General features: G+C 75.3%; 12 protein-coding genes. 5 read left to right on the top strand and 7 right to left on the bottom strand.

Features of this window, described 5'->3' with window-relative positions; translation table 11 throughout:
• Nucleotides 1-96 precede the first annotated feature (96 nt).
• Nucleotides 97-4,710 (top strand): ATP-dependent helicase, encoded by a 4,614-nt coding sequence (locus tag IGA62_RS20425; protein ID WP_377464235.1) that lies wholly within the window; start codon nucleotides 97-99, stop codon nucleotides 4,708-4,710.
• A gap of 15 nt (nucleotides 4,711-4,725) precedes the next feature.
• Here IGA62_RS20425 and IGA62_RS20420 read toward each other — a convergent pair whose 3' ends face one another.
• Nucleotides 4,726-5,319 carry a hypothetical protein gene (locus IGA62_RS20420; RefSeq protein ID WP_145819289.1) on the bottom strand — a complete coding sequence of 198 codons (594 nt, stop codon included), beginning with the start codon at nucleotides 5,317-5,319 and terminating at the stop codon, nucleotides 4,726-4,728.
• Between the two features lie 710 nt (nucleotides 5,320-6,029).
• Between IGA62_RS20420 and IGA62_RS20415 the strand changes: the two genes are divergently transcribed.
• From IGA62_RS20415 to IGA62_RS20400, 4 genes are all read left to right on the top strand, one after another.
• Nucleotides 6,030-6,815: an SAM hydrolase/SAM-dependent halogenase family protein gene (locus IGA62_RS20415; protein ID WP_145819290.1), complete on the top strand. Its 786-nt coding sequence runs from the start codon at nucleotides 6,030-6,032 to the stop codon at nucleotides 6,813-6,815.
• A 48-nt stretch (nucleotides 6,816-6,863) separates the two neighbouring features.
• Nucleotides 6,864-7,106 carry a CPCC family cysteine-rich protein gene (locus IGA62_RS20410; RefSeq protein WP_145819291.1) on the top strand — a complete coding sequence of 81 codons (243 nt, stop codon included), beginning with the start codon at nucleotides 6,864-6,866 and terminating at the stop codon, nucleotides 7,104-7,106.
• Nucleotides 7,107-7,248: 142 nt separating this feature from the next.
• Nucleotides 7,249-8,103, top strand: a complete 855-nt coding sequence (locus tag IGA62_RS20405) for a DNA-formamidopyrimidine glycosylase family protein (RefSeq protein ID WP_145819292.1) — start codon at nucleotides 7,249-7,251, stop codon at nucleotides 8,101-8,103.
• A 127-nt stretch (nucleotides 8,104-8,230) separates the two neighbouring features.
• Nucleotides 8,231-11,809, top strand: a complete 3,579-nt coding sequence (locus IGA62_RS20400; RefSeq protein WP_145819293.1) for a multicopper oxidase domain-containing protein — start codon at nucleotides 8,231-8,233, stop codon at nucleotides 11,807-11,809.
• 9 nt (nucleotides 11,810-11,818) lie between these two features.
• Here IGA62_RS20400 and pspM read toward each other — a convergent pair whose 3' ends face one another.
• The 6 genes from pspM to rimO all read right to left on the bottom strand — a co-directional run bounded on the left by pspM (nucleotide 11,819) and on the right by rimO (nucleotide 17,046).
• Nucleotides 11,819-12,604: a phage shock envelope stress response protein PspM gene (gene pspM, locus IGA62_RS20395; RefSeq protein ID WP_145819294.1), complete on the bottom strand. Its 786-nt coding sequence runs from the start codon at nucleotides 12,602-12,604 to the stop codon at nucleotides 11,819-11,821.
• Nucleotides 12,605-12,627: 23 nt separating this feature from the next.
• Nucleotides 12,628-13,491, bottom strand: coding sequence for a PspA/IM30 family protein (locus IGA62_RS20390; RefSeq protein WP_145819295.1), 864 nt, complete (start codon nucleotides 13,489-13,491; stop codon nucleotides 12,628-12,630).
• Nucleotides 13,492-13,687: 196 nt separating this feature from the next.
• The gene (locus IGA62_RS20385; RefSeq protein ID WP_145819296.1) at nucleotides 13,688-14,131 is read right to left on the bottom strand and encodes a helix-turn-helix domain-containing protein; all 444 of its coding nucleotides are present in this window, start codon (nucleotides 14,129-14,131) and stop codon (nucleotides 13,688-13,690) included.
• 158 nt (nucleotides 14,132-14,289) lie between these two features.
• A complete protein-coding gene (locus IGA62_RS20380; RefSeq protein ID WP_145819297.1) occupies nucleotides 14,290-14,844 on the bottom strand; it encodes a CinA family protein in 555 nt (184 codons plus the stop codon).
• 49 nt (nucleotides 14,845-14,893) lie between these two features.
• Nucleotides 14,894-15,484, bottom strand: a complete 591-nt coding sequence (gene pgsA, locus IGA62_RS20375) for a CDP-diacylglycerol--glycerol-3-phosphate 3-phosphatidyltransferase (RefSeq protein WP_145819298.1) — start codon at nucleotides 15,482-15,484, stop codon at nucleotides 14,894-14,896.
• Nucleotides 15,485-15,552: 68 nt separating this feature from the next.
• Nucleotides 15,553-17,046 (bottom strand): 30S ribosomal protein S12 methylthiotransferase RimO, encoded by a 1,494-nt coding sequence (gene rimO, locus IGA62_RS20370; RefSeq protein ID WP_145822109.1) that lies wholly within the window; start codon nucleotides 17,044-17,046, stop codon nucleotides 15,553-15,555.
• Nucleotides 17,047-17,130: the final 84 nt, after the last annotated feature.

Below are 17,130 nucleotides of genomic sequence, written 5' to 3'. Positions count from 1 at the left end.
GCAAGCACCCCATCTTCTCCCGTAAGAAGCCCAGCCGGACATCGTTCCCGGTCCGACCGACGTGCGGGCGGGGCGTTGTCGCACCCGCGCGGCAGGATGGGAGACGTGACGGAGATGCTGGCGGGGTTCGGCACGCCGACCCGGGAGTGGTTCACCGCCGCCTTCGCCGCGCCCACGCCCGCGCAGGTGGACGCCTGGCGGGCGGTCGCCGCCGGACGACACGCACTGGTCGTCGCCCCCACCGGCTCCGGCAAGACGCTCGCCGCGTTCCTGTGGTCGCTGGACCGGCTGGCCCGGGAGCCGGTGCCGGAGGACCGGCGGCGACGCTGCCGGGTGCTCTACGTCAGTCCGCTCAAGGCCCTGGCGGTGGACGTCGAGCGGAACCTGCGCACCCCACTGGCGGGCATCCGGCAGGCGGCCACCCGGCTCGGGGTCACACCCTGCGACGTCACCGTCGGGATGCGCACCGGTGACACCCCCGCCGACGAGCGCCGGGCCTTCGCGCGCACCCCGCCGGACGTCCTCATCACCACCCCGGAGTCACTGTTCCTGCTGCTCACCTCGGCGGCACGGGACTCCCTGCGCGGGGTCGAGACGGTCATCGTCGACGAGGTGCACGCGGTGGCCGGCACAAAACGTGGCGCGCACCTGGCGCTCTCCCTGGAACGCCTCGACGAACTCCTCCCCCGGCCGGCGCAGCGGATCGGCCTGTCCGCGACGGTCCGCCCGATCGACGCCTGCGCCCGGTTCCTCGGCGGCTCCCGGCCGGTCGACGTCGTGCAGCCACCGTCCGCCAAGACCATCGAACTCAGCGTCCAGGTGCCGGTGGCGGACATGGCCCGGCTCGACGAGGTCGAACCCTCCGAGGGCGACCTCGGTGGTCCCGGTCCACGGCGGGCCTCGATCTGGCCGGCGGTGGAGGAGCGGGTCCTGGCCCTGGTCCGCACACACCGCTCGACGATCGTCTTCACCAACTCGCGGCGCAGCGCCGAACGGCTCTGTGCCCGCCTCAACGAGCTGGCCGCCGACCCACCGCCCGAGTCGGCCGATGCTGGGGCGGTCGGCTCGGCTCCGGGGGCGGTCCCCGCGCCGGCCGCCGGGGCGATGCTCCCACCGGCCGCGCGGCGACCGCCGGCCGAGATCATCGCCCAGTCCGGCACCGCCGACGGGGCCGCCCCGGTGATCGCCCGCGCCCACCACGGCAGCGTCTCCCGGGAGGAGCGCAAGCACATCGAGGAGGCGCTCAAGTCCGGGCAGCTGCCCTGCGTGGTCGCCACCTCCAGCCTCGAACTCGGCATCGACATGGGCGCGGTCGACCTGGTCGTGCAGATCGAGGCGCCGCCGAGCGTGGCCGCCGGTTTGCAACGCGTCGGCCGGGCCGGGCACCAGGTCGGCGCGGTCTCCCGGGGCGTGGTCTTCCCCAAGCACCGGGGCGACCTGCTCTCCTGCGCGGTGGTGGCGGACCGGATGGCCGCCGGGGCGATCGAGGAACTGCACCACCCGCGCAACCCGCTCGACGTGCTCGCCCAGCAGATCGTCGCGATGGTCGCGCTCGAACCGTGGCGGGTCGACGAGCTGGCCGCCGTGGTCCGCCGGGCCGCCCCCTTCGCCGAACTGCCCGACTCGGCCCTGCACGCGGTGCTGGACATGCTCTCCGGGCGGTACCCGTCGACCGCCTTCGCCGAGCTGCGTCCCCGCCTGGTCTGGGACCGCGCCGCCGACGTGCTGACCGGCCGGCAGGGCGCGCAGCGGCTCGCGGTCACCAGCGGCGGGACCATCCCGGACCGAGGGCTGTTCGGCGTCTTCCTGGCCGGGGCGGAACGCGCCGCCCGGGTCGGCGAGCTGGACGAGGAGATGGTCTACGAGTCCCGGGTTGGTGACGTCTTCCTGCTCGGCTCCTCGTCCTGGCGGATCGAGGAGATCACCCCGGACCGGGTGCTGGTCTCCCCCGCCCCCGGGCAGGCCGCCCGGATGCCGTTCTGGAAGGGCGACCAGGCGGGCCGCCCGGTCGAGCTGGGCCGGGCGATCGGAGCCCGGGTGCGGGCACTGCTGCGGCAGGACGACGAGTCCGCGCTGGCGGCACTGCGCGCCGGTGGGCTGGACGACTGGGCCGCCGGCAACCTGATGGCCTACCTGCGCGAGCAGCAGACCGCCACCCGCTCCCTCCCGGACGACCGGACGGTGGTGGTCGAGCGCTTCCGGGACGAGCTGGGCGACTGGCGGCTGGCCGTGCACAGCGTGCTCGGCGCCCGGGTCAACGGGCCGTGGGCGCTGGCGATCGGCCGCCGGCTGGCCGAACGGTACGGGGTGGACGCCCAGGTGATGCCCGCCGACGACGGCATCGTGGTCCGCCTGCCGGACACCGCCGACGCCCCACCCGGCGCCGACGTGGTCGCCTTCGACCCGGACGAGATCACCCAGCTCGTCGAGGAGTCGGTCGGCACGTCGGCGCTCTTCGCCGCCCGGTTCCGCGAGTGCGCGGCCCGGTCGCTGCTGCTCCCCCGCCGGGACCCGCGCCGCCGCCAGCCGCTCTGGCAGCAACGGCAACGGGCCGCGCAACTGCTCGACGTCGCCCGGGAGTACGCCGACTTCCCGGTCACCCTGGAGGCGGCCCGCGAGTGCCTCCAGGACGTGTTCGACCTGCCCGCGCTGACCACGCTGATGCGGGAACTGGCCACCCGGCGGGTCCGCCTGGTCGAGGTGGAGACGTCCCCGCCGTCGCCGTTCGCCCGCTCGCTGCTGTTCGGGTACGTCGGCGCGTTCCTCTACGAGGGGGACGCCCCGCTGGCCGAACGGCGGGCCGCTGCCCTGGCGCTGGACTCCGGCCTCCTCGGCGAGCTGCTCGGCCGGGTCGACCTGCGCGAACTGCTCGACCCCACGGTGCTCGCCGAGACCGACCGGCAGCTGCGCTGGCTGACCGAGCAGCGCCGGCCCCGCGACGCCGAGGACGTGGTGGAACTGCTGCGGGTGCTCGGCGACCTGACCGACGCGGAGCTGGCCGAGCGGGGCGTACCGGCGGACTGGCCGACCGGGCTGGCCGCCGCCCGCCGGGTGCTGCGGCTGCGCATCGCCGGCCAGGAGCGCTGGGTCGGCGTGGAGGACGCCGCCCGGCTGCGGGACGCTCTGGGCGTGGCGCTGCCGGTCGGCGTGCCGGAGGCGTACCTCGCGCCGGTCACCGACCCGCTCGGCGACCTGGTCTCCCGGTACGCCCGCACCCACGGCCCGTTCGCCGCGGCGACCTGCGCGGCCCGCTTCGGGCTCGGGGTCGCCGTGGTGGAACAGACGCTGCGCCGGCTCGCCGCGACCGGGCGGGTGGTCTCCGGGGAGTTCCTACCGGAGAGCGCGGGCACCCAGTGGTGCGACGCGGAGGTGCTGCGCCTGTTGCGCCGCCGGTCGCTGGCCGCGCTGCGTCGGGAGATCGAGCCGGTGCCGCCCCGCACGCTCGCCACCTTCCTGCCCCGCTGGCAGCAGATCGGCGCGGCGGCCCGGGGCGTCGAGGCGCTCGCCGCCGCCGCCGAGCAGCTCCAGGGCGTGGCGGTGCCGGCGTCCGCGCTGGAACGGCTGGTGCTGCCGGCCCGGGTGGCCGACTACTCCCCCGCCTTCCTCGACGAACTCTGCGCCAGCGGTGAGCTGGTCTGGGCCGGGTCGGGGGCGATCTCCGGCGGCGACGGCTGGGTCACCCTGGCGTACGCCGACGCCGCGCCGCTGCTGCTCCCTGCTCCGGACGAGGCGCTGGCCCTCACCCCGGCGCACCAGGCGGTGCTGGACGCGCTGGCCGACGGGCAGGCCCTCTTCTTCCGGTCCCTCTCCGACCGGGTGGGCTCAGGCGACGACGCGGCACTCACCGCCGTGCTGTGGGACCTGGTCTGGGCCGGGCACCTCACCAACGACACGCTCGCCCCACTGCGCGCGTTGCTCGGCGGGGGCGGGGCGCACCGGGCCCGACCCGCCGCCCCCCGCACCCGCTACCGCCGCCCCGGCCGGGTGGCACTGCCCGCCCGCAGCGGTCCCCCGACGGTGGCCGGACGCTGGTCCCGGCTGCCCGAGCGGGACACCGACCCGTTGCGGCGGGCCGCCGCCCTGGCCGACCTGCTGCTGGAACGGCACGGGGTGCTCACCCGGGGCGCGGTCGTCGCCGAGCAGGTCACCGGTGGGTTCAGCGCGGTCTACCCGGTGCTGTCCGGGTTGGAGGAACGTGGGGCGGCCCGACGCGGGTACTTCGTCGAGGGGTTGGGGGCGGCGCAGTTCGCGGTGCCCGGCGCGGTGGACCGCCTCCGTGCCCTCGCCGACACCGCCGACGGGACGCGGACGCGCGGCGGGGCACCCCTGGTGCTGGCGGCGACCGACCCGGCCAACCCGTACGGGGCGGCGCTGCCCTGGCCGGAGCGGGTGGTCGACTCCGGCGACGGCACCGCCCCCGCCACCGGCCACCGGGCCGCCCGTAAGGCCGGTGCCCTGGTCGTGCTGGTCGACGGGGAGCTGGTGCTCTACGTCGAACGCGGCGGGCGGACGATCCTGTCGTTCAGTGCCGAGGCAGAGGCGCTCACCGGCGCGGCCAAGGCGTTGGCCGACGCGGTGCACTCCGGCGCGCTCGGCGCGATCTCGGTGGAACGCGCGGACGGGGAGGCGGTGCACGCCTCCCCGCTGCGCGACGCGCTGACCACCGCCGGCTTCCGGGCCACGCCCCGGGGCCTGCGCCTGCGCGGCTGACGCACCGGCCGCAGCTCAGCCCAGGTCGGCGAGGACGGCCTCGTAGCGCCTGCGCTGCTCGGTGCTGGTGGTGGTGCCCAGGTAGCTGAGCACGACGGTGCCCTTCCGGTACGCGTCGGCGCCCCACATGTCGGCCCGGTTCACCGCGTTCGCCTCGTCGGGGAAGACGTACACCGAGACGGCGTCGGTGACGAGCAACTCGGCGCAGCCCAGCCCCGCGCCGTTCGGTCCGCAGTCGACCGAGCGGTCCCGGACGCCGGACACCGGCAGTTTCGCGGCCCGGAACGCGTCCACCACCTGCCGGGCACTGGGCGCACCGGCCGAGCGGGTCGGCATGACGAACTGCGGGGTGCGGGTCCGGCCCGGTCCGCCGGGCACCGGCGGGGTCGTCCGTCCGGCCCGGGGCGGGGCGCTCGGGGTCGTCCCGGCGCCCGGCGTCGCGGACGGGGCCACCGCCGGCGGGGTGCTCTCGGCCGGGGTGGCCCACACGGGCGCGCTGGCCGAGGGGGCGCTGTCGGCACGGTCGTCAGCGTCGTCACCGCAGCCGGCGAGGGAAGTGGCGAGCACGAGCAGGGCGGCGACGGTCAGGGTACGGGGTGCGGAGGTCACCCCTCGTAGTCTGCCGAACCGTCCGCATTCGCGGGAGGGCCGGTCGGTCGGCGACCGGCCACCAACCGCCACGGTCGACGCCCGTCATCCGCCTACGGTCGGCGTGACGGGTGGTCGGGCCGGGCGCGGTCGGGGTCGAGGGCAGCCGGCGCCTGGTGGCCCACAGGCAGAGACAACCGTTCACAGTGACGCAGCGTGTCCACGTTCGGGTGGCAGTGGATTCTCACACCGAGTGACCTCCCGCCAGGTGACCCAGTACCCATGTTTTCCCTTTGCTCTGCACCCGGATACGCGACACCGGCAACGAGCAGGATCGACGACGCTTCAGCGAATGCCAGCGCGGTGAATGGCCGCTCACGGAGGGTGGCTGGCGCGTCCAGGGGTGCAGAGCAAAGGGGCAAAGAGAGGTGTCGGCCACCCCGGACTGACATCACCCTGAGTGGTCAACCCCGCCAGGTTCTCTCGCCGAGCTGTTTGCCCGGGACGCGCCGTGCACAAGACGGATGCGGAACTGGCCCTCGGCGTAGAGGCCCTGAAGGACCTCGCAGACGCGCGGAGCGATCTGGCCAGGGTGCACGCGGTCAGCCGGCAATCGAGTACCGGGTGAACACGGGCGTGACGCACCGTCAGCCGGCAGAGTCGTTGGTGCGACGGCCCGGCAGGGCAGCCGGGGCGGCGACGACCGGACGTGACGACCTAGGGTGGGGTCCATGGGGTTCGGATGGGTGTCGTTGACCACGGACTACGGGCTCTCCGACGGGTTCGTGGCGGCCTGTCACGGCGTGATCGCCCGCCTGGCGCCGCAGGTACGCGTGATCGACGTGACCCACCTGGTGCCCCCGACCGACGTACGGCACGGGGCGGCGGTGCTCGCCCAGACCGTGCCGTACCTGCCGGCCGGGGTGCACGTCGCGGTGGTCGACCCGGGCGTCGGCACCAGCCGGCGGGGGATCGCCCTCGAGGCTCCGGGTGGGCTGCTGGTCGGGCCGGACAACGGGCTGCTGGTGCCGGCCGCCGAGGCGTTGGGCGGCGTCCGCGCGGCGGTCGAGCTGACCAACCCGCGGTGGCTGGCCCCGGAGGTGTCCCGCACCTTCCACGGCCGGGACGTCTTCGCCCCGGTCGCCGCCCGGCTGGCCACCGGGGCGGCCCTGGCCGAGGCGGGCCCCGCGCTCGACCCGGCCGGCCTGGTCCGACTGCCGGAGCCGGTGCTGGAGGTGACCCCGACGGGCTTCACCGCCGAGGTGCTCACCGTCGACCACTTCGGCAACGTCCAGCTCGCCGCACCCCCGTCGGTCCTGGCCGACCGCCCGGCGACGCTCCGGGTGGGCGGGCACGAGGCGGTGCACGGGCGGACCTTCGGCGACGCGCCCCCGGGCCAACTCGTGATCTACGTCGACTCCGCCGACCGGGTCGCGGTGGCGGTGAACGGGGGCCGGGCAGCGGACCGCCTGGGGGTACGACCGGGCGATCCGGTACCGGTCCGGCATCCGGGCTGAGCCGGTCCCCGCCTGCGCCGGTGTCGCCCACTGTGGAATGCTCGAAGGGTGGGCGAGCAGTGGGTTCCAACGACCTGTCCCTGCTGCGGTTACCGGACCGGTGGGGGCACCTGTCCGGTCTGCTTCTGGACAGACGACGGCCAGGGCGACGCGGACGCCGACGTGGTCCGGGGCGGACCCAACGGCGACCTGAGCCTGTCCCACGCCCGACTCAACTTCGCCATCTACGGCGCGAGCCACCCCCGCTACCAGGAGATGGTCCGCCCACCCCGTCCGGACGAGCAGCCCTGACGTCCGCACCGCCTGCCCCGGAGCCGGAGGTCCGGCCGCAGCCCGGCTGACCACGCCCGGCCCGGACGATCACGCCCCGAACCCGGCCCGCACCCGGCCCGCTCCCCGTGCCCGGCCCGGTGCGGCGAGGCAGGATGGACGGGTGCCCGAGGGTGACACCGTCTGGAACACCGCCCGCGTGCTGGACCGCGCGCTGGCGGGTCGCCGGCTGACCGGGTCCGACTTCCGGGTGCCACAGCTCGCCACCACCGATCTCACCGGCGCGACGGTGCACGGCTGCGTCAGCCGGGGCAAGCACCTGCTGCTCCGGCTGACGTCACCACCCGCCGAGTCCTCCGCCGAGGCCCCCGCCGGCGACCGGGACGGAGCCTGGACGCTGCACTCGCACCTGCGGATGGACGGGGCCTGGCGGGCGTACGCGCCGGGCGAACGGTGGACGGGGCGCCCGGCGCACCTGATCCGGGTGGTGCTGCGTACGGCCGACGCGGTCGCCGTCGGCTACCACCTGCACGAGGTCGCCCTGGTGCCGACCGCCGAGGAGGACGCGCTCGTCGGTCACCTCGGCCCCGACCTGCTCGGCCCGGACTGGGACGCGGCCGAGGCGGTCCGCCGGCTGGCGGCCGGCCCGACGGTCCCCGTCGGCGAGGCCCTGCTCGACCAGCGCAACCTCGCCGGGGTGGGCAACCTCTACAAGTGCGAGCTGCTCTTCCTGCGCGGTGTCTCCCCGTGGACACCCGTCGGCGAGGTGCCGGACCTGCCCGGCCTGGTCGACCTCGCCCAGCGACTGCTCGCCGCCAACCGGGGCCGGTGGACGCAGAGCAGCACCGGTTCGTTGCGCCGGGGCGAGACCAGCTACGTCTACGGCCGCCGCGCCCAGCCGTGCCGGCGCTGCGGCACCGCCGTCCGCAAGCGCGACCTGGGGGACCGGGTCACCTACTGGTGCCCCACCTGCCAGCCGGAACGTCCCGGCGGCACCCAGATTGACACGATTGGGTAATTCCCCAACCCGGGACGACTGTCGCATGCTGCGATTACGCGCTCACCCACCGTCAGCGCGGCGCCACGGGTACGACCTCGACCACACCGGGGTGGCGGTCGTCGTACCCCCGTCCCCGGGGGACACCATGGCCATCTTCCGCAGACTCCGCCCCGCCCGGACGGTTCCGGTGGCCCGGGGCACCGCCGACCCGCCCACGCCCGACCGGACGACCCCGCCGACGGGCACAGCCGGCGCGGTGCCGGCGCCGGGGACCGGAACGGACCCACCCGCCGCCCTGGACCCGGAGGCCGTCCCGCGCTGTTTCGGCCCGGAGCCGAACGTCGCCACCAGCCCTCGCCCCCGGATCGACGGCACCGGCCGGGTGGTGCCGGGCACCGGACTGCGCAAGTTCGTCGACCCGCTCCCCCGGCCGGGCCCCGGGCAGGCCGACGCGCTGGGTGGCTACCTGCCGGTGGCCGCGCCCGACACGATCAGCTACCCGGGCTGCGACTACTACGAGATCGGCCTCCAGGAGTACCGCCAACGCCTGCACCGGGACCTGCCACCGACCCGGCTGCGCGGGTACCGCCAGCTCAACCTCGGCACCGACCGGCACGGGCACAACACGGTCGGGCCGCCCGCGCGGGCGTACCACCTGGGGCCGATGATCGTGGCGCGCCGCGACCGGCCGGTCCGAATCAAGTTCATCAACCAGCTGCCCACCGGACGCGCCGGGGAGCTGTTCCTGCCGGTCGACGCGACCCTGCCGGGAGCCGGGACCGGACCGCTGGACGGGCCGGCACCGTACCCGCAGAACCGGGCGGTGCTCCGCCTCCAGGGAGTCCGGACCGCCTGGATCAGCGCCGGCAACCCCACCCAGTGGATCACTCCGGCCGCCGAGATCACCCCGTACCCGACCGGACCGGGGCTGACCCCCGTGCCGGACATGCCGCTACCCGGCCCGGGAGCCACCACCCTGTACTACCCGAACGACCAGAGCGGCCGGCTGATGTGGTTCCACGACAACACCCTCGGCCTGTCCCGGCTCACCACCTACTCCGGCCAGATCGCCCCCTACCTGCTCGTCGACCCGGCCGAGGAACGGCTGGTCGCCGACGGCGTCCTCCCGGCCGACCAGGTCCCGCTGGTGATCACCGACCGGACCTTCGTCCCGGACGACGCGCAACTCGCCACCGAGGACCCGACCTGGGACCGGGGCCGCTGGGGAGCCTGTGGCAGTCTCTGGTACCCGCACGTCTACCAGCCCCGGCAGAACCCGTTCCGCCCCGACGGACGGAACCCGACCGGCCGCTGGGACTACGGCCCGTGGTGCCGGCACCCGGAGAGCGCGGCCGTGCGACACGGGCCGACGCCGAATCCGTACCACGACCCGGTCGACGCGCCCGACCAGCCACCGCTGGCCCCGGGCGTGCCGCACCCGTCGGCCGTCCCCCAGGTGTACGGGGACACACCGCTGGTCAACGGCGTCGCCTACCCGTACCTGACGGTCGAACCCCGGGCCTACCGGTTCCGGATCCTCAACGCCTGTCCGGACCGGAGCCTCAACCTCCAGCTCTACCGGGCCCGCTCGGACCAGCCGATGTGGGACGACGACGGCAACCTCGCCGACGCCGGGGCGGGCGAGGTGCCCATGGTCGAGGCGGTCCGCACTCCCGGCCACCCGGCGTACTGGCCGAACGACGGGCGGGACGGCGGCGTGCCCGATCCCCGGGCGGCCGGTCCGGAGATCGTCCGGCTCGGCAACGAGTGCGGCCTGCTGCCCGCCCCGGTGGTGCTGGCAAACCGTCCGGTCGGCTACCGGTACGACCGGCTCGACCCGGGGGTGCTCAACGTCGACGGGCACACCCTGCTGCTCACCCCGGGCGAGCGGGCCGACGTGGTCGTCGACTTCGCCGCCGTGCCCCCGGGCAGCACCCTGATCCTGTACAACGACTGCCCGGCCCCGCTCCCCGGCGGCGACCCCCGGTACGACCACCACGCCGGTTCGCCCGGCGCGGTGCCCGGGTACGGCCCGGACACCCGTACCCTGCTCCAGTTCCGGGTGGCGGGCACGCCAGCCGACCGGTACGACGTGGACCGGCTACGGGACCAGCTGCCCGTCGCGTACGCGGCCAGCCAGCCGCCACCGATCGTGCCGCAGCCGGCGTACGACCGGGCCTTCGGCACCCGGACCGAGCGGGACACGGCCGTCCCGGTGCACGCCACCTCGGTCAGTTTCACCCCGGTCGGCGCGACCGGCCCGGTCACCCTGCCGGTGGTCGACCGGGCCGTCCAGCAGGTCTTCGAGCCGGATCACGGCCGGCTGACCGGTCGGCTCGCCGCCCCGCTCCCCGGCACCGGGAGGACCGACGGCAGGCCGCCCGCTCCCGGCGGGACACCCGACGGGGACCCGGTGGCCCGCGAACCGGAGGATCCGCCCACCGAGATCCTGTACGCCACCGACCCGGCCGTGCCGGTCGGATCACCCGCCGACGGCACCCGGCTCTGGCGGATCCGGGGCGAGGGACGGCTGACCCAACCGCTGCACCTCGGCGGCGGCGACGTGCAACTGGTCAACCGGGTGGCCCGGGACGGCACGGTCCGCCCTCCGGCGACGGACGAACGGGGCTGGAAGGAGACCGTCCGGGTCGACCCCGGAGAGGACGTGGTGGTGGCCGTGCGGCCCGTCCCGCCCGGCCTGCCGTTCACCGTCGGCGACTGTGTCCGTCCGCTCGACCCGACCGATGGCGACGCCCGCCCGGTCGACCTGGGCTGGGAGTACCGCTGGCACAGCCAGCTCGCCGCCCATCGGGACCAGGGCATGGACCGTCCGTTGGTGGTGCGGGTCTCCCCCCGGGCGCCCACCGGACTGACCGCCACCCCGGTCCCGGGTTCGGCCATCGCCCTGCCCGCGATCGCGCTGGCCTGGACCGGCAACGGCGACCGGCCGCCGGCCACCCGGCACCGGCTGGAACGGGCGACCGACATCGCCTTCGCCGGCCCGGTCACCGTGCTGGCCGTGGCCGCCGCCGCGACCCGGTACGTCGACGCCACCGTCACCCCGGGCGTGACCTACCACTACCGGATCCGGGCGGAGAATGCGGCGTCCTGTTCGGCCTGGTCGAACAGCGTCCTCGCGACGGTCCGGCTGGCCGCGCCGACCGGCCTGAGCGCGGTGGTCGCCGCCGCCGCGCCGTTGCGGGTCGCGGTGCGGTGGACCAACCGGTCCTTCGCCACCGGCGTCGACGTGCAACGGGCCACCAACCCGACCTTCACCAGCGGCCCCGTCACCACGGCGGTCGGGGTGACCGACCAGCACCTGGATCCGAGGGTCGCCCCGGAAACCACCTACTACTACCGGGTCCGCACCACCTACCTGGGTGCCGTCTCGCCCTGGTCCACGGTCGGCGTGGTGACCACCCCACCCGTGCCGAGGACCCCGACCGCGGTGATCGCCACGGCCTGTACGGCAGGCCCGGAGAGTGCCACGGCGATCCTCCGCTGGACCTCCGGCACGGCCACCGGGGCGGGCTGCGGGTTCGTCGTCGAACGCGCCGCCGACCCGGCCTTCTCCCGGGAGCTGACCGCCTTCACCGTCTCCGGACGCGGTTTCACCAACACCGGGCTACGGCGCGGGGTCTCCTACTGGTACCGGGTCCGCGCGTTCAACGTGGTCGGCAGCTCGGCGTTCACCGCGCCGGTGCCGGTGACCACCCCGGACTGAGCCGGTCGGCTAGTGGCTCGGGGCCCGGCGTGGATCGCCGACCGCGCGCAGTTCCGCCAGGGCCGAGGCCACCCCGTGCAGCAGGTCGGTCGCCTCGGTCAGCCGGGAGGCGGCCGGATGGGTGCCGGCGGGACGGGCGTCCTCGGCGACGTAGCCGGCCGCCGCGACGACGAGCTGCTCGTACGCGGCCACCCCCTCGTGCAGCTGCCCCACCAGCACGCGGTGGGTCTCGGCCAGCGACTCGCCGGCCGGTGCCGGGGCGAGTCGCATCGCCCGTTCCACGTTCGCCACCCGCTCGGCGAGGTCCCGCAGGGAACGGTCGGCCGCCGCCGCTTCGAGCACCGCCGGGTCGGCCAGCCCGGTGAGCCGGCCGGCCATTCCCGCGAGGGTCAACGCGGCCCGGTCCAGGCGGGCCCACGGCTCGGCCGCGGCGGTGCCGCGCAGTGCCATCCGGGCTCGGGCCCGACGCACCTCGGCGAGCACGTTCGGGCCGGCCGGGAGGCGTTCCACGGCGGCGACCAGCCGGGCCCGGGAACGGGCGGCGGCCTCGGCCGGGTCCAGCGGGGGCGGGGCCGGCCGTGCCGCGTGCGCCCGCAGGTCGACCCAGCGCCAGGCGGCCAGCATCAGGGCGCTGCCCGCCGCGCCGGCCCAGGCCGCGTCGGGCAGGCCGAGGCCGGCGTACGGGGTGAGGACCGCCGCCGCGCCGCCGAGCCCACCGGCGGTGACGCTCCACCGTCGGGCGGACCGGCGTAACCGGTGCAGCCGCCGGAAGTACCGCGCTCGCTCGTCTGCCACGCCTACCTCCTCGACCCGTCCGCTCAGCCGGCGGCGGTGGTGTCCCCGGTGCCCCGGTCGCGACCCATGCTGGCGCGAAGCTCGTCCAGCCGGGCCGCCGCGGCCGGGTCGGCGGCCGGTGCCGCCTGCTCGACTCCGGGCCGCTGCTGCCGGCCGGCGAGCTGCTCGCCGGCCATGCTGGCCCGGATCTGCTCCAGCCGGGAGGACCCGGCCGAGTCGAGCGCGGACTTCTGGATCTCCAGCATCCGGCCCTCGACCGAGTTGCCGGCCAGTTCGGCGCGGCCCATCGCGTTGGCGTACCGCCGCTCGATCCGGTCGCGCACCTCGTCCAGGCTGGGCGTGTTGGCGGGTGCGGTGAGGGCGGACATCGACTCCAGCGAGCGGGCCACGCTCTCCTGCATCTTGGCCTGCTCGAGCTGGCTGAGCAGCTTCGTGCGCTCGGCCAGCTTCTGCTGGAGGATCATCGAGTTGTTCTCCACCGCGCGCCGGGCCTGGGCCGCCGCGCCGATGGCCTGGTCGTGCAGGGTCTTGAGGTCCTCGGCCGCCTGCTCGGCCGAGACGAGCTGGGTGGCGAGGGCCTGCGCGGACTGTTCGTACCTGGTGGCCTCGGCCTCGTCACCCTTGGCTCGCGCCTGGTCGGCCAGGACGAGGGCCTGGCGGGCCATTCCCTGGAGGCGCTCGACCTCGGACATCTGCCGGGAGAGCTTCATCTCCAGTTGGCGCTGGTTGCCGATCACCGCCGCGGCCTGCTGCACCAGCGCCTGGTGCTGGCGCTGCGCCTCCTCGATGGCCTGCTGGATCTGCACCTTCGGGTCGGCGTGTTCGTCGATCCGGGCGCCGAAGAGCGCCATCAGGTACTTCCAACCCTTGACGAACGGGTTCGCCATCTCCGCGGTATCCCCTCAGTCGCGTCGCTGCGCCCGGTGACCTGTGCCGGACGGGCCGCCCGGCACGCCGGCGGCCTGTCCATCGTCGCAGCCGGGCGCCACTGGCGTCGGCTGTGGCGCGGACCGGACGACCTGCTGATCAACCCTACGCGGCCGGCGCCAGGTCGACCACGCGACGATCGGGGGGCGGGGCCGGTCAGGCGGCGCAGACCACGTCCCGCTCGGCCGGGCGGACCCGGGTGGTGCGCAGCGTGGCCTTCAGCGGCGAGTCCTGCCGGACGGCCACCGAGACCGGGCCGTCGGCGGTGACCTGCCGGACGCCCTGCGGGGCGACCTTGCGGACCGACGGGCGGGCCACCGGCTCGGCCGACTCGCCGGCGACCGGTACCAGCACGCCCGGCATCTGCTCGGCCAGCGCCACGGTGTCGCTGACCTCACGGAGCACCTCGGAGAGGCGGGCGCCGAGCGCGTCGCAGATGGCGGCCAGCAGCTCGCTGGAAGGCTCCTTCTGGCCGCGTTCGATCTCGGAGAGGTAGCCCAGGCTGACGTTCGCGGCCGAGGAGACCTCGCGCAGGGTGCGGTGCTGCCCCTGCCGGCGTGCCCGCAGTGCGTCACCGATCACCCGGCGTAGCAGGACCATCGCACCTCCCTTGACGGGACCTCTGCCCGGCGACCGGATCACGCCGGGCGCCCTCAGCCGTCCCGACACCGAAACCGTACCGTCGGAGCCTTCCCGCAACCGTACCCGCTGAGGGCCTCCGCGACATACCACCCCGCCCGGTCCCGCCCGCGCAGCGGTCAGCGCCCCGCGCTGGCGGTGACCTCCCCGGCCGCTCCGATCCGTTCGGTGAGCAGCCGCAACGCCTCGACGACGGCGGTCGACCGGATCCGGTCACGGCCGCCGTCGAGGTCGAGTTCCCGGACCGCCGTCCCGTTCGGTCCGGCGACCGCGACGAAGACCAGCCCCACCGGCTTGCCGTCCTGCGGCTCCGGGCCGGCCACCCCGGTGGTCGACACCCCCCAGTCCGCGTCGCAGCGGCACCGTCCGCCCTCGGCGAGCGCGACCGCCACGTCCGGGTCGACCGGCCCACGGTCCGCGAGCAACCCCTCGGGTACGCCCGCGAGCTGTGCCTTCAGCTCCGTCGCGTACACCACCAGTCCGCCCCGGAAGATCCCGCTCACCCCGGCGATCTCGACGATCGAGGCGGCCAGCGACCCGCCGGTCAGCGACTCCACCGAGGCGAGGGTCTCCCCCCGCTCGGAGAGCCGGTGCACGACCCCGGCCGCCGGATTGATCACCGGCCGGTCGTCCGGACCGCCCGACGTCGTCGTCCCACTGCTGCGCACCACCATGCCCGCAGTCCTTCCCCGGCGCGCCCGGATGAACCGTCGCCGGAGCGGTTCACCGCGCGGTGCGCAGGCGCAGCGCGCGGGCGACGTAGTCGAAGCCGGTGAGCACCGTGACGGCCACCGCGGCGGCCATGATCCACCCAGCGGCGCCGGCCACGGCGGCCGGCATCGGCCACAGGTACCAGACGATGGCGAGGATCTGCAACGCGGTCTTGGCCTTGCCACCCCGGCTGGCCGCGATCACCCCGTGCCGGATCACCCAGAACCGGATGAGGGTCACCCCCAGCTCCCGGGTGAGGATCACCACGGTCACCCACCAGGGGACCACCGCATACCAGGAGAGCAGCAGCAGGGCGGTCCCGGTGAGCGCCTTGTCGGCGATCGGGTCGGCGACCTTGCCGACCGAGGTGATCAGGGCGAACCGGCGGGCGATCCAGCCGTCCACGAAGTCGGTCAGCGAGGCGAGGGCGAAGACCAGGCAGGCCGCCAGCCGCCAGCCGGCGTGCGTCATCTGGGAGGCGACCACCAGCACCATGAAGACCGGCACCAGCAGCAACCGCAGCGCGGTCAGCGCGTTGGCCGCGTTGAGCACCGGCACCGGGGCCACCACGGCCGGCGGCGTCGAGTCGGCCGTCCCGGTCACCCGTCCGCCCCGATCCGGCGTTCCCGGTAACGCACCACGTGGCTCCCCCGCTCCGTCAGGGCCCGCCGTCACCGTGCCGCGCCGGGCGCCGCCGAGATCATCTCATCCGGAACCGCGATCAGGTCCACCCCTTCGGTGCCGGTGACCGTCGCCCGGACCAGATCGCCCGGACGCAACGCGGCCAGGTCGACACCGCCGCCGGACGGGGCGACCAGCGTGGTGGAGCCGTCCACCTCGGGGGCCTGGTGGGCCGCCCGGCCCTCGACGACGCCGCCGTCGACCGCGTCGACCAGCACCTCGACGGTCGAGCCGAGCCGGTCCTCGGCGCGCTGCGAGCAGAGTTCGTCGGCGAGTGCGCTGATCTTGTCGTACCGGCGCTTGACGGTGGCGGCGGAGACCTTGCCGGGCAGGTCGGCGGCCTCGGTGCCGTCCTCGTCGCTGTAGTCGAACACGCCGATCGCGTCGAGCCGGGCGGCGGTGAGGAAGCGGACCAGTTCCTCAACGTCGCCCCGGGTCTCGCCGGGGAAACCGACGATGAAGTTGCTCCGGGCACCCGCCTCCGGGGCCAGCTCGCGGGCGGTGGCGAGCAGTTCCAGGAAGCGGTCGGTGGAGCCGAAGCGGCGCATCCGGCGCAGCACCGGCTCGCTGGAGTGCTGGAAGGACAGGTCGAAGTACGGGGCCACGCCGGGGGTGGTGGCGATCGCCTCGACCAGGCCGGGACGGGTCTCGGCGGGCTGGAGGTAGCTGGCCCGCACCCGGACGATGCCGTCGATCGCGGCGAGCTGGGGCAGCAGCTTCTCCAGGGCGCGGGGGTCGCCCAGGTCCTTGCCGTACGAAGTGGAGTTCTCGCTGACCAGCACCAGCTCCCGGACGCCGGTCTTGGCCAGCCACTCCGCCTCGGCGAGCAGCTCGTCCGGCGTACGTGAGACGAAGGCGCCCCGGAAGGCGGGGATCGCGCAGAACGCGCAGCGCCGGTCGCACCCGCTGGCCAGCTTGAGCGAGGCGACCGGGCCGGTGTCGAGCCGACGGCGGAGCACCTGGCGCAGGTGCGCCGGGGTGTGCGCGTCGGTCTCCGGAGCCTCGGTGCGGACCGGGGTGCCGTGGCCGGGCAGCGACACCGCGCGGTCCCGCCGGGCCACCGGGGTCAGCGGCAGCAGCTCACGCCGGTCCCGGGGGGTGTGCGCGCCGACCGCCTCGCCGTTGACCACCGAGGTCAGCCGGGCGGAGATGTCCGGGTAGTCGTCGAAGCTCAGCACCGCCTGCGCCTCGGGCAGGCTGTCGGCCAGCTCCCGCCCGTACCGTTCGGCCATGCACCCGGCCGCGACCACCTTGGCGCCGGTGTCGGCGGCGGCCAGCAGGGTCTGGATGGAGTCCTGCTTGGCCTTGGCCACGAAGCCGCAGGTGTTGACGACCACCACGTCGGCCCCCTCGCCGTCGGTGGTCACCTGCCAACCGTCGGCGTGCAGGCGGGCGGCCAACTCCTCCGAGTCGACCTCGTTGCGGGCACAGCCCAGTGTCAGCAGGGCGACCCGACGACCGTCAGCGGCAGGCGACGGCTCCAGGTCGCGGGACGCCGGACGCGCCGAGCTGGAGCTGTCGGACGACTGCTCCAGGTCGCGGCGCGGCGCCGGATACCCCGCGCTGGA

This window comes from Micromonospora sagamiensis, from assembly GCF_014680085.1.
GTDB lineage: Bacteria > Actinomycetota > Actinomycetes > Mycobacteriales > Micromonosporaceae > Micromonospora > Micromonospora inyonensis.
Note: the sequence above shows the minus strand (reverse complement) of the source record. Positions and strands in the feature narration are given on the sequence as shown.